Source organism: Streptomyces sp. NPDC056224, assembly GCF_042267665.1.
Taxonomy (GTDB): Bacteria; Actinomycetota; Actinomycetes; order Streptomycetales; family Streptomycetaceae; genus Streptomyces.
In genome coordinates this window covers 103,608-115,859 of the sequence record NZ_JBHJTK010000013.1, presented here as the reverse complement: position 1 = coordinate 115,859, position 12,252 = coordinate 103,608, and the positions used below count along the sequence as shown (strand labels likewise).

Genomic DNA, 12,252 nt, shown 5'->3' with positions numbered 1-12,252 from the left:
GGCGCCGTCACCCGGATGGCCCGCCTACGATGGCCGCGGGGGCGGGGCCGGGACAGGATCCCCGCAGTGGCTGCGACACCGGGGGTCGGGACATGAGGACATCGGTCAGGACGGGCGCGGCCCTTGCCGGGCTGGCGGTCGTGGGCGGCGGGATCTACGGCGTGCCCCGGCTGCTCGACGGCGGCGGCGCCGGCCGCGCGCCCGCCGTGCAGCAGCGGCTGCAGGGCGAGCCCGACCCCGCGCCCGTGGAGCCGGGCGGCCGCGTGGAGCCGGGCGGCACGGCCCCGGCCGGGCGGCCGTTCACTCTGGTGGCGACGGGCGACATCATCCCGTACCCGTCGATCATCCAGCGGTCCGCGGACGACGCCGACGAGGCCGGTGAGCACGACTTCCGGAAGATACTCGCCGGGGTCAAACCCCTCATATCCGCGGCCGACCTGGCGATATGCCATCACGAGATACCGTACGGACGGCCCGGCGGCCCCTACACCGGCTACCCGGTCTTCAAGGCGCCGCACCAGCTGGCCGACGCGCTCAAGGACGCCGGGTACGACAGCTGTTCCACGGCCTCGAACCACACCCTGGACGACGGGTACGAGGGCCTCGCCCGCACCCTCGAACACCTCGACCGGGTCGGCATCCCGCACGTCGGCTCGGCCCGCAGCGCGCAGGAGGCCAAGGCCCCGGCCCTGCTCTCGGCCGGCGGCGCGAAGGTCGCCCAGCTGGACTACACCTACGGCACGAACGGCATCCCGCTCCCCGAAGGCAAGCCGTGGGCCGTCAACCTGATCGACAGGGACCGGATGATCGCCGACGCCCGCGCGGCCCGGGCCGGCGGCGCGAACGTGGTGGTGCTCAGCGTCCACTGGGGCACCGAGTGGCAGACGGCGCCCGACGAGCAGCAGCGCGAGCTGGCGCAGGCCCTGACCGCCTCCCGCGCGGCGGACGGCCTCGCCGACATCGATCTGATCATCGGCACGCACAACCACGTACCGCAGCCCTACGAGAAGATCAACGGCACCTGGGTGGTCTTCGGCATGGGCGACCAGGTCGCCAGCTTCGTACCGGCCGACAAGCTGCGCGGGAACCAGTCGTCGGTGCCCCGGTTCACCTTCGCCCCGGCGGCGGCCCACACGGGCCGCTGGGAAGTGGTGAAGGCCGAGTTCCTCACGCAGTACTCGGACATGGGGCCGCCGTTCCGCGTCGTCTGCGCCTCGTGCGCGGCTTTGGACGGCACGCTCCCGTCCGCCAAGCGGAGCGAGTACGCCCGGATCGACCAGCAGGTCACCGAGGCCGTGCTGTCGCGCGGTGCGGGCGCACAGGGCCTGGAGCACGCCACCCGCTGAGCACTCCCCTCCGTGTGCTCCCCCGGGCGGCGCGGCTCCCGCGGCCCCCACCGCGTTACGAGGCCCGGCCCCGCCGGGTCAGCAGGAGCGCGACCCCGCCGATCCCGAGCAGGAACAGCGCGCCGCCCGCGACGTAGGGCGTCAGCGAACCACCGCCGGTCTCGGCCAGGTTGACCTCCTTGGTGACGGCGGATCCGGTGACGGTGGCGGTCTGGGGCTTGACGTCCGGTTGCGCGGACGGGGAGGGCGCGGGAACCGCCGGGGTCTCACAGTGCGCCTCGGCGAGCACGACCTCGCCCTCGACCTGCGCGACGTTCAGGTCCAGCGGGTTGACCGACACCTTCAGGCGGAGCGCCACCGCGGCCGCCGTGGTCGAGGTGGTCTGGGTACCGGACAGCTCCAGGCTGACCAGGCCCACGCCCGGCACCTCCACCTTGCTGGGGCCGCCTGCCGACAGGGTGATCCGCTTGCCGAGGGCGGTCACCGTCCCGAGCACGTTCGCGCTGGCCGTCGGCTTCTTGCCGGCCTCGCAGACGGCCTTGGAGGTGACCTTCTCCACCTCGATGAGCGAGAGCGCCGGCAGCCCGGGGACGTGCACGCGGGCCTTGGCGAGATTGGCCTGCGCCTCGGCCCGGTTCCTGTCCGCGGTCGCCTTGGAGGTGGCCACCTCGGCCTGGAGCACGCTGACCGGCGCACCGCCCTCGACGCCGTCCAGGGTGACCGTCAGCGCCGTCTTCTCGGCCGTCGCCGGGGCGCTGACCTCGTTGAGGGAGGTCTTCAGCGGAAGGTGCGCGGTCTTGTTGAGCAGGCCCACGTCCAAGGTGGTGCGCAGGACGACGGCGCCTGCCTTGCCCTCGCCCCCGGCGCCGCCGCCTCCCGTGGCGAAGGCGGGCGGGGCGGCGAGCAGGGCCACCGCTCCCGTGGCGAGCAGGACGGCCGCGGGCACGCGGAAGGTGTTGCTGTTCAAGGTGGTGGAACCCCCGGGGAGATGGGTGCCGCCGCGCGGCCAATGGGGGACATCGCGCGCGCCGACGGCCTCGACCCCGGAATCTTTACGCACTGTGGGTGAACGGTCAGGCACCTGGCGTGAGTTCACCCCAAGGGGTGGTTTCCATGCACACATTCGATTAACTGCGCTTCGGGAAGAACGCGAGTTCTCTCCTTTCGCGGACATCCGGCGAGCACGGCCCTTCCTAACGACGGCCGGGCCCGCGATGTCACGCGGTGTCAACCCGTCGCTCAGGCCCGGACCTTGCCGTCCACGACGACCCGCAACGGCCTGGCGAGGGCGCGTACGTCGGCCCGTGGATCGGCGTCGTAGACCACGAGGTCCGCCGGCGCCCCCTCGGTCAGACCCGGCCTGCCGAGCCACTCACGGGCCGCCCAGGCCGTCGCGGACAGCGCGTCCAGCGGCGGGATCCCCGCCTTCACCAGTTCCTCGACCTCCGCCGCGACCAGGCCGTGCGGCAGGGAACCCCCCGCGTCGGTGCCGACGTACACCGCGATGCCCGCGTCATAGGCGGCGCGCACGGTGTCGTAGCGCCGTTCGTGGAGCCGCCGCATGTGCGCCGACCACCGCGGGAACTTCGCCTCGCCGCCCGCCGCCATCTTCGGGAACGTCGCGATGTTCACGAGGGTCGGGACGATCGCGACCCCCCGCTCCGCGAACAGCGGGATGGTGTCCTCGGTCAGGCCGGTGGCGTGTTCGACGCAGTCGATGCCCGCCTCGACCAGGTCGCGCAGCGAGTCCTCGGCGAAGCAGTGCGCCGTGACCCGGGCGCCCAGCCGGTGCGCCTCGGCGATGGCCGCCTCGACCTCGGCGCGCGGCCAGCAGGCCGTCAGGTCCCCGGCCTCGCGGTCGATCCAGTCGCCGACCAGCTTCACCCAGCCGTCGCCGCGCACCGCCTCGCGGGCCACGTACGCGACCAGGTCGGCCGGCTCGATCTCGTGGGCGTAGTTGCGGATGTAGCGGCGGGTGCGCGCGATGTGCCGGCCCGCCCGAATGATCTTCGGCAGGTCCTCGCGGTCGTCGATCCAGCGGGTGTCGGAGGGCGACCCGGCGTCGCGGATCAGGAGGGTTCCGGCGTCGCGGTCGGTCAGCGCCTGCCGCTCGGCGGTCGCGGCGTCGACCGGACCGTGGGAGTCCAGTCCCACGTGGCAGTGCGCGTCGACCAGCCCCGGCAGGGCCCAGCCGGTCACCGTCGTGACCTCCCCGGCCGTGGCGGGGCGGTCGTAGGAGATCCGGCCCCCGACCACCCAGAGCTCGTCGCGGACCTCGTGGGGCCCGACCAGCACCCGCCCCTTCACGTGCAGCACATCGCTCATGCCGAGACTGTAACGGCGCGCTCGGTAGGCTCATGCGGTAGCCCCGGACGAAGAGAGCACCACCGTGACCCACCCCTTCCTGGACCTCCCGCCGCTCACCGCGGAGCGCTTCGCGTCGATCGAGCAGGGGGTCGCGGACCTGCTCGGCACCCGGCACGACGTGGTGATCACGCAGGGCGAGGCGCTGCTGCCGCTGGAGGGGTGCATCCGGTCGGGCGCGCGGCCCGGATCGACCGCGCTGAACATCGTCACCGGCCCGTACGGGACCACCTTCGGCAACTGGCTGCGCGACTGCGGGGCGAGCGTGGTGGACCTGGAGGTGCCCTTCGACACGGCGGTGACGGCCGGCCAGGTGGCCCGGGCGCTGGCCGAGCACCCGCGGACCGACTTCGTCTCGCTGGTCCACGCGGAGGCGGCGACCGGCAACACGAACCCGGTCGCGGAGATCGGCGAGGCCGTACGGGCCCACGGGGCACTGTTCATGCTGGACGCGGTGGCGTCGGTGGGCGCGGAGCCGCTGCTGCCGGACGCCTGGGGCGTGGACCTGTGCGTGATCGGCGCGCAGAAGGCGATGGGCGGCCCGGCGGGCGTGTCCGCGGTGTCGGTCTCGGACCGCGCGTGGAACCGGTTCGCGCTGAACCCGGCTGCGCCGCGCCGCTCGTACCTGTCGCTCCTGGACTGGAAGGAGCGCTGGATCGACGGCGGGCGCAAGACGCTGCCGCACGCCCCGGCGCAGCTGGAGATGCTGGCGCTGGAGGCCTGCCTCGACCGGATCGCGGGCGAGGGGCTGGCCTCGGTGACGGCCCGGCACGCGGCCGCCGCGGCGGCGACCCGCGCCGGCGCCGCGGAGCTCGGGGTGGCCCCGTACGTGGGCCGGGCGGCGGAGGCCGCGCCGGTGGCCACCACCCTCCGGGTGGCGGACGCCTCGCTGGTGGCGGCCAAGGCCGTGGCCGCGGATCCGGCGGCGCCGCTGTGCGCGGGCGGCGGTGCGCTGGCGCGGGAGATGCTCCGGGTCAACCACTACGGTCCCGCGGCCTCGCTGCCCGTGGTCCGGGGCGCCCTGGCGGCGCTCGCGACCGCCCTGGGGACCGATTCCGCCGCGGCCCTCGCCGCCGCGGAATCGGCCTGGGCCGCGGCCCTGCGCTGACGCGCCGGGGTCGGGCGGCACGGCACCGGCCTCAGGCGGACCACGCCGGGGGCGGGCGGACCGCACCGGCGTCGGCAGGGCCGCACCGGCGTCAGGCGGACCGCACGGACGTCGGCGGGGCCGCACCGGCGTCAGGCGGACCGCACCGACCGCAGGCAGACCCACGCCGGGGTCGGGCGGACCGCACCGGCGTCGGCAGGGCCGCACCGGCGTCAGGCGAGGGCGTCCAGCAGCCGGTCCACGTCCGCCTCGGTGGCGTAGAGGTGGAACGAGGCGCGCAGGGCGCCCGCGCGGGCGGAGGTGGCGATGCCGGCGGCCAGGAGCGCCGGCTGCCGGTCGGCGAGGCCCGGGACCGAGACGATGGCCGACCCGCCGGGGACCGGCTCGTGGCCGAGGCGGGCGAGACCGGCCCGGTAGCGGGCGGCGAGGGCGGTGTCGTGGGCGTGGACGGCCCCGATGCCGATCCGCTCCAGCAGGGCCAGCGAGGCCTCGGCCGCGTGGTAGGCGAGGAACGTGGGGGACTCGTCGAACCGGCGGGCTCCGTGGGCCAGTTGCGGCATGGGCCCGTAGGTGGCGTCCCACATGGATTCGGCCGCCACCCAGCCGGCGTGCAGCGGGGTCAGGGTGTGCTGGGCCTCCTCCGACACGGTCAGGTACGAGGCTCCGCGGCTGCCGAGCAGCCACTTGTAGCCGGCGGTGACCGTGTAGTCGTACGGTGACGCGTCGAAGGGCAGCCAGCCCGCCGCCTGGGTCGCGTCCACCAGCATGCGGGCCCCGTGCGCGGTCGTCGCCGCGCGGACCGCGGCCAGGTCGGCCATCCGCCCGTCCGCGGACTGTACGGCGCTCAGCGAGACGAGCGCGGTGTCCGGACCGACGGCCTCGGCGAGGGATTCCAGTGGCGCGAAGCGGACCTTGAGGTCGCCGCGCACCACGAAGGGGTTGATCACGGAGGCGAAGTCGCCCTCCGGGCAGAGGACTTCGGCCCCGGACGGGAGCGAGGCCGAGACCAGGCCGACGTGGGTGGCCACCCCCGAGCCGATGGCGACCCGGTCGGCGCCGACTCCGACCAGCCGGGCGAAGGCGGCCCGGACCCGGTTCACCCGGTCGAAGTCGCCGAATCCGGCGGGGACTCCGGCCCCCGCCGCCTCGGCGAGTTCCCGCACGGCGGCGACGGCGGAACGCGGCAGCACCCCGCAGTTGGCGGTGTTGAGGTAGGTCGTGGAATGGGCGAACTCGGCACGGGCAGCTTCGACGAGAAGATCCATGCGTCCACTCTGCGCCGAGTCCGACCCAAAGTCCATTACCGATTTATGTGTTTCAACCTCAAGGAATCCTTATACCTGCGGGACGGCGCACGCACCGTCGGGCTCGCACGCCTCGGCCCCGGCGGCCGGCTCCTCGACCTCGCGCCCGGCCCAGGCCTGCTCCAGGGCCCGGGTGAACACCTCGGCCGGCTGTCCGCCGGAGATCCCGTAACGGCGGTCGAGGACGAAGAACGGCACCGCGTTCGCCCCCAGTTCGGCGGCCTCGCGCTCGTCGGCGCGCACCTGCTCGGCGTAGGCGTCGCCGTCGGCGATGACGGCACGGGCCTCGGCCTCGTCCAGCCCGGCCTCGACGGCGAGCGTGACCAGCACCTCGGGGTCGAAGACGGACCGCTCCTCGCCGAAGTTGGCCCGGTAGGCGAGGTCGAGCAGCTCCTCCTGGCGGCCTCGGGCGGCGGCCAGGTGCAGCAGGCGGTGGATGTCGAAGGTGTTGCCGTGGTCGCGCCCGTCGGTGCGGTACGTCAGCCCCTCGGCGCGGGCGCTGGCCGCGACGTGCTCCTCCATGGCGCGCGCCTCGTCGAGGGTGCGGCCGTACTTCTTGGCGAGCATCTCGACGACGGGCGCGGTGACGCCCTTGGCGCCGCCCGGGTCGAGCTCGAAGGACCGGAAGACGACCTCCACCTCGTCACGGTGCGCGAACTCGGCCAGCCCCTTGGTGAAGCGGGCCTTGCCGATGTAGCACCAGGGGCAGGCGATGTCGCTCCAGATCTCGACGCGCATGATCCTTCTTCTCTCCGGGTCCGTGGGTGACCGAACATGGGTTCGCTGTTCGAAATGGAACAGTTCTCGCTTCAACGAACCGGGGTCGGGTCTCATTCCCCGGACTGCGGGGCCACCGTGAGCCAGAGGACGAGGTGGGAGCCGGAGCCGGCGGGCTCCGGCTCCGGCAGCCAGCCGTGGGTGGCGTAGAAGGCCTGGGCGCGGAGGTTGTGCTCGTACACCTCCAGGCGGACCCGGCGGACGCCGGCGCGCCGCCAGACGTCGAGGCAGGCCGCGTGGAGGGCGGCCCCGGTGCCGCGGCGCCAGTGCACCGGGTCGACGTGGAGCTGGGTGAGGGTCGTCTCGCCGTCCGCGGTGCGGAAGGCCGCGACCCCGGTGAGCTCGCCGTCCTGTTCGGCGCACAGGACCCCGCCGTCGGCGGCGGCCCGTGCGATGGCCCGGGACCAGCCCTCGCGGGTGCGGGCGAGTTCGGCCGCGCCGCCGTACGCCTCTTCGGGAATCCGCCCCCGGTAGTAGGTGGCGCGGGCCCGGGTGTGGAGGGCGGCGATGGCGTCGAGGTCGGCGGGACGCGCGGCTCTGATCATGAAAAGGGGAACGCGCCGGGAACCGTGGCGGTTCCCGGCGCGCCGCGTGCGCGGGCGTCGTGGCTACTTCTTCAGCCACGCCTCCATCATCTTCTGGGCGATGGGCGCGGCCAGCCTCCCGCCGCCGATCTCGGAGCGGTCGGTGTCCGAGTTCTCGATCACCACGGCCACGGCGATCTGCTTGCCGTTCATCGTGCCGTACGAGGTGAACCAGGCCAGCGGCGCGAGGCTGTTGTTGACGCCGCGCTGGGCGGTGCCCGTCTTGCCGCCCACCTCGGCGCCCGACACCTGGGCCGGCTTGCCGCCGCCCTCGGTGGCGACCGTCCGCATCGCGTCCCGGATCATCGAGGCCGTCTTCTCGCTCATGACCTGCCGGGACTCGGGATCCTTGAAGCTCTCCAGCACGTTGCCGTTGGCGTCGGTGACCTCGGAGACCATGTGCGGGGCGACGAGCTTGCCGCCGTTCTCGATCGCGGCCGTGACCATCGCCATCTGGAGCGGGGTGGCCTGGACGTCGAACTGGCCGATACCGGTCTGCGCGACCTGGTCGACCGACATCTTCTTCGCCGGGTACTTGCTCGGCGGGTTGGTGCGGACCGGGGTGTCGATCTGCATGTTGAAGCCGAGCTTCTCGGCCGTCGCGCGCATCTTGTCCTGACCGAGCTTGGAGGCGAGCTCGGCGAAGACGTTGTTGCAGGACAGCCGCAGGGCGGTGCGCACCGAAACGTTGTTGCAGGCCGCGGAGCCCGCCTCGCTCGGCAGCAGGGTGCGGGTGCCGGGGATGGTGTACGGGTCGGGAATGCCGGTCTGCTGGTCGATGCTGGTGACGAGGCCGTTCTCGATCGCCGCGGCGAGGGTGACGAGCTTGAAGGTGGAACCGGGTGCCTGCGGCTTGCGCAGGGCCACGTTCTCCATGGCCTTGCCCTTGTCGGCGGAGAGCTCCGCCCAAGCCTCGGCGTCGTTGGCGCCGGTGATGCGGCCCGGGTCGAAGGAGGGGTTGTTCACCACGCCGAGGATCTGGCCGGTCGCGGGGTCGAGGGCCACGGCGGCGCCCTGCTTGCCCTGGAGCGCGTCGTAGGCGGCCTTCTGCACGTCCTTGTCGATGGTGGTCAGGACGTTGCCCGGGGCGGCACGCTTGTTGGTGAGCGTGTCCATCACGGTCTTCAGCCGGCTGTCGGAGCCGTTGAGGACGTTCTTGTAGATGCCCTCCAGCATGCTCGTGCCGTAGGCCTGGGAGCTGTAGCCGGTGATCGGCGCGTAGAGCGGACCGTCGGTGTACGTCCGCTTGTAGCCGAAGTCCTTGCCGCCCGTCTTCGTCGAACCGGTGATCGCCTCCCCGCCCACGATGATGTTGCCCAGCGGGTTCTCGTACTGCCCGATGAGGTTCCGTCGGTTGTGCTGGTCGTCTGCGAGGGCCTGGCCTTGGTATGCCTGCACCCAGGTGACGCGGACCAGCAGGGCCAGCACCAGAAGCAGACAGAAGACCGACGCGCGCCTGATCGTCTTGTTCATCCCCCAGAAGGACGCACCAGTGGTCCCGCGCGTTCCGCTCTGCCCCGATTGTGGCGGGGTTCTCAGCTTTTCCTCATGAAGCCTCCCTCGTAGGCCGCGATGACCGCCTGGGTGCGGTCGCGGGCACCGGTCTTGGCCAGAACGGACGCGACGTGGGTCTTGACCGTCTGCGGGCCGACCCCGAGGCGCTCGCTCATCTCGTGGTTGGACAGGCCGGTGGCCATCAGCCGCAGTACGTCGGCCTCACGGTCGGTGAGCCGGGCCACCCAGGACGCGGCGGGCCGGGAGTCGGCCGTGTACGCCGCGGCGAGGGAGCGGACGGCTGCCGGGAAGAGCAGCGAGTCTCCGCGGGCGACGAGCCGGACGGCGCCGATCAGCTCGTCGGGATCGGCCCGCTTGAGGAGGAACCCGGCGGCACCCGCCCGCAGCGCCCCGTACACGTACGAGTCGTTCTCGAAGGTGGTAACCACCACGATGCGGGGCGGCTCGGCCATGGTCGCGAGGATCTGCTCGGTGGCCCGGATCCCGTCGATCTCGGGCATCCGCACGTCCATCAGCACGACGTCGGGGGCGAGGGAGCGGACCAGCGGGACGGCCTCCGCCCCGGTGGCCGCCTCGCCGACGACCTCCAGGTCGGCTTCGGCTTCGAGGATGACCCGCAGCGCGGTGCGGACCATCCGCTCGTCGTCGCAGAGCACGATGCGCAGCGACGGTCGGCCCGTCGGCGACAAGGCCGCAGCCGGCTTCGCCAACGGGGCCGCGGTGGGCGCCGGGCCCGGGGCCGAGGTCGCCAACGGGCCCGGGCCCGGGGGCGGAGTCGGGGCCGGAGCCGGAACCGGGGCCGGGGTCGCCAACGGGGCCGGGGGTGGAGTCGGGGCCAGGGCCGGGGTCGGGGCGGGAGTCGGGGTCGGATGGGTCATCGGTTGCCTCCGGCGAGCGGGAGGACGGCCCGCAGCCGCCACCGGTCCTCGTGCGGGCCGGCCTCGACCCGGCCGCCGAGCAGCGCGGCCCGCTCGGCGGCTCCCCGCAGGCCGCGGCCTCCGGTGGTGCGGGGCTCCCGGCCCTCCGGTGGGGCGGGCGGATTGGTCATGGTGATCTCCAGTTCACGGTGTCCGGTCTCTGCCCCGCCGTGTACGCGTATCCGCAGTTCCACGGGGCCCGCGCCGTGGCGCAGCGCGTTGCTGAGGCCCTCCTGCACGATCCGGTAGGCCTCTCGGGAGGCGATCGCCGGAAGCCTCGCCCAGTCCCCGACGGGGCCGGGGTCCTGGTGGGCGGTGACGGAGGCGCCCGCGGCCCGGGTCCGGGCCAGCAGCCCGTCGAGATCGGCGGCCAGCGTCGGCGCGGGCGCGGCGTCCGGCCGGCTCGCGTCCCCGTCACGCAGCAGGCCCAGTACCGCGTCCAGCTCGCCGACCGTCCGCCGAGTCGTGTCCTCGATCGCGGCCAGCGCCTCCCTCACGAAGTCGGGGTCGCGCTCCAGCACCCGCCGGGCGGCACTCGCCTGGAGGGTGACGGCGCTCAGCGCGTGCCCGACCGCGTCGTGCAGCTCCCGGGCAAGCCGGTTGCGCACGGCCAGGTCGGCGGCCCGCTCCTCGGCCGCGGCCAGCCGGTCCGCCGCGGTCGGCCCGAGCAGTACGGGCGCCAGCCGGGCCAGCAGCGCCCCGGCCCCGGCGGCGCACAGGACGAGCCCGGCCAGCAGGCCCGTCCCGAGCAGAGGGGCCGCGTACGGACTGGCGGCGGTGGAGAACCAGCCCAGTCCGAGCATGGCGTCCCGCAGTCCGCTCACGAACGGCAGCGTGATCAGCACCACCGCCATGGGCGGGACGGCGAGACTCATTCCGCTGATCACCGCGCCGACCCCCAGGTGGAGGGTCCACCAGGCGGAGGTCCGCCCCCGGGCGGCCCAGGACCGCGCGGGCCCCTCGGCGAGCTGCTCCCCCGGAACCCCGCACATGGCCCGGACGGCGGTCACCGACAGCGGCCGGACCAGCCCGAACACGGAGGTGGCCGAGGCCAGTGGCAGGGCGGCCGCGTAGGTGGCGAGGGTCAGCGGGAACGAGCTGAAGGCGTTCTGCCCGCCGGTCGCCAGACCGGCCCCCACCTGGGCGAGGAGGAAGTAAGGCATCAGCAGTGCCCCGCCGAGTATCAGGTGGACCCAGCGCAGCCGCGCCCGCGCCCCCAGCAGCCGGCTCAGACCGCCGCGCATCACACCTCGCGGCGGGATATGAGGAATCGGGTGAGGACGGCGGCGGCGAGCGCTCCGGTGATCATCTGGCCAGCGTAGGTCAACAGGGTCGCGGTGGCAGGCCCTTCGCCGCCGTCCACCTGCGGTCCCAGCGAGGTGATCAACATCCACGTCCCCCAGGTCAGCGTCGCCCCCGCGCCGATCCAGGCGAGGCCGAGCGGCCACCACGCCCGCGACTTCCCGCCCCGGGCCAGGAGCAGTGCTCCGGCTCCGGCGGCGAGCGCGCACAACCCGTGGGCCGCGGACACCACGGCTGTCTCCGCGGAGTACGCGGCCGCCCGCTCGGCGCCCAGCCAGGCCGTACCGCCGAAGGCCCAGTAGGCATGCACGGCCGCGACCGCCAGGCCGGCCGCCGCAGCGGCTCCCGCCACCACCCCCGTGGATGACGGGAACCTCCCCCGGACTCCGTCCGGGATCACCTGCGGCCCCAGCACGCCCTGCCACCGCCGGCCCCAGCGCTCCCGCGCATAGGGCACGAACAGCCCGGCCAGGGCGAGTCCTTGAATAGTGAAGCCCGTGTAGACGACGTTGAACACCCACGGGTCCAGGAACGGCGCCCGGGCCGCCTTCGTCGCCTCTTCCAGCCCGAAGCCCAGCGCCCGCACCAGCAGTTGGCCCGGGAACCCGAGCAGGATCGGGGTCAGCAGCCCGGTGGCGACGAAGACCGGGACGGTCAGCAGCCAGGCCGGGAACCGTATGCCCGAGGGCCGGGTGAGCACCAGCACGAGCAGGATCACACAGGCGTCCATGGCCAGCGTCACGGAGTTGGCCACCGTGAAGTACAGCCCGGGCTCCCTGAGCACGCTGCCGTCCGGTATCCCGACGTGGCTCCCGGCCAGCCAGGCGCTCTTGAGCGTCAGATACGGCGCGGTGGCGGCCAGGGCCACCGCCCGCAGGACGCGCCGCCCGGTCCCCGGGGCGGGGGCCGACGGCTGATTCGCGTACGTCGTGGGAACGGCTCGTGTGGTCATGGCTCAACGGTCCCGCGCGCGCGGCCCCGCCGCCTCCCCCTCGAAGGGGAACCGCCTCCCCCGCTCGGGGGAGGAACCACCGT

The 12,252-nt window shown here is 73.8% G+C and carries 11 protein-coding genes; 2 read left to right on the top strand and 9 right to left on the bottom strand.

Features of this window, described 5'->3' with window-relative positions; genetic code table 11:
* Positions 1–92 precede the first annotated feature (92 nt).
* Positions 93–1,346, top strand: a complete 1,254-nt coding sequence (locus tag ACFCZ1_RS18200) for a CapA family protein (RefSeq protein WP_376679273.1) — start codon at positions 93–95, stop codon at positions 1,344–1,346.
* A 55-nt stretch (positions 1,347–1,401) separates the two neighbouring features.
* On the opposite strand, the gene ACFCZ1_RS18195 is transcribed toward ACFCZ1_RS18200, so the two are convergent.
* Complete coding sequence (locus ACFCZ1_RS18195) at positions 1,402–2,313, bottom strand: SCO1860 family LAETG-anchored protein (protein WP_376679272.1); 912 nt, start codon at positions 2,311–2,313, stop codon at positions 1,402–1,404.
* Between the two features lie 272 nt (positions 2,314–2,585).
* Complete coding sequence (locus tag ACFCZ1_RS18190) at positions 2,586–3,671, bottom strand: amidohydrolase family protein (RefSeq protein WP_376679271.1); 1,086 nt, start codon at positions 3,669–3,671, stop codon at positions 2,586–2,588.
* Positions 3,672–3,735: 64 nt separating this feature from the next.
* On the opposite strand from ACFCZ1_RS18190, the gene ACFCZ1_RS18185 reads away from it, so the two are divergent.
* Positions 3,736–4,818 (top strand): pyridoxal-phosphate-dependent aminotransferase family protein, encoded by a 1,083-nt coding sequence (locus tag ACFCZ1_RS18185; protein WP_376679270.1) that lies wholly within the window; start codon positions 3,736–3,738, stop codon positions 4,816–4,818.
* 212 nt (positions 4,819–5,030) lie between these two features.
* Here the strand turns inward: ACFCZ1_RS18185 and ACFCZ1_RS18180 are convergent, their stop codons facing one another.
* The 7 genes from ACFCZ1_RS18180 to ACFCZ1_RS18150 form a co-directional block, all read right to left on the bottom strand.
* Positions 5,031–6,083: an aminotransferase class V-fold PLP-dependent enzyme gene (locus tag ACFCZ1_RS18180; RefSeq protein ID WP_376679269.1), complete on the bottom strand. Its 1,053-nt coding sequence runs from the start codon at positions 6,081–6,083 to the stop codon at positions 5,031–5,033.
* Between the two features lie 69 nt (positions 6,084–6,152).
* Positions 6,153–6,860, bottom strand: a complete 708-nt coding sequence (locus ACFCZ1_RS18175; protein WP_376679268.1) for a DsbA family oxidoreductase — start codon at positions 6,858–6,860, stop codon at positions 6,153–6,155.
* Between the two features lie 92 nt (positions 6,861–6,952).
* Entirely contained in the window at positions 6,953–7,444 is a 492-nt protein-coding gene (locus ACFCZ1_RS18170; protein WP_376679267.1) for a GNAT family N-acetyltransferase, read from the bottom strand.
* 63 nt (positions 7,445–7,507) lie between these two features.
* On the bottom strand, positions 7,508–8,956 hold the full coding sequence (locus ACFCZ1_RS18165; RefSeq protein ID WP_376679266.1) for a peptidoglycan D,D-transpeptidase FtsI family protein: 1,449 nt from the start codon (positions 8,954–8,956) through the stop codon (positions 7,508–7,510).
* A gap of 62 nt (positions 8,957–9,018) precedes the next feature.
* Positions 9,019–9,663 carry a response regulator gene (locus ACFCZ1_RS18160; RefSeq protein ID WP_376679315.1) on the bottom strand — a complete coding sequence of 215 codons (645 nt, stop codon included), beginning with the start codon at positions 9,661–9,663 and terminating at the stop codon, positions 9,019–9,021.
* 209 nt (positions 9,664–9,872) lie between these two features.
* Positions 9,873–11,159, bottom strand: coding sequence for a sensor histidine kinase (locus ACFCZ1_RS18155; protein WP_376679265.1), 1,287 nt, complete (start codon positions 11,157–11,159; stop codon positions 9,873–9,875).
* Entirely contained in the window at positions 11,159–12,169 is a 1,011-nt protein-coding gene (locus ACFCZ1_RS18150; protein ID WP_376679264.1) for a hypothetical protein, read from the bottom strand. Before ACFCZ1_RS18150 ends, ACFCZ1_RS18155 begins: the two co-directional genes overlap by 1 nt.
* Positions 12,170–12,252 lie beyond the last annotated feature (83 nt).

Bases quoted from the DNA above. Each gene is read 5' to 3' on its own strand.
- ACFCZ1_RS18200 (WP_376679273.1), top strand. From the start codon at position 93: ATGAGGACATCGGTCAGGACGGGCGCGGCCCTTGCCGGGCTGGCGGTC.
- ACFCZ1_RS18190 (WP_376679271.1), bottom strand. From the start codon at position 3,671: ATGAGCGATGTGCTGCACGTGAAGGGGCGGGTGCTGGTCGGGCCCCAC.
- ACFCZ1_RS18180 (WP_376679269.1), bottom strand. From the start codon at position 6,083: ATGGATCTTCTCGTCGAAGCTGCCCGTGCCGAGTTCGCCCATTCCACG.
- ACFCZ1_RS18175 (WP_376679268.1), bottom strand. From the start codon at position 6,860: ATGCGCGTCGAGATCTGGAGCGACATCGCCTGCCCCTGGTGCTACATC.
- ACFCZ1_RS18170 (WP_376679267.1), bottom strand. From the start codon at position 7,444: ATGATCAGAGCCGCGCGTCCCGCCGACCTCGACGCCATCGCCGCCCTC.
- ACFCZ1_RS18165 (WP_376679266.1), bottom strand. From the start codon at position 8,956: ATGAACAAGACGATCAGGCGCGCGTCGGTCTTCTGTCTGCTTCTGGTG.
- ACFCZ1_RS18155 (WP_376679265.1), bottom strand. From the start codon at position 11,159: ATGCGCGGCGGTCTGAGCCGGCTGCTGGGGGCGCGGGCGCGGCTGCGC.
- ACFCZ1_RS18150 (WP_376679264.1), bottom strand. From the start codon at position 12,169: ATGACCACACGAGCCGTTCCCACGACGTACGCGAATCAGCCGTCGGCC.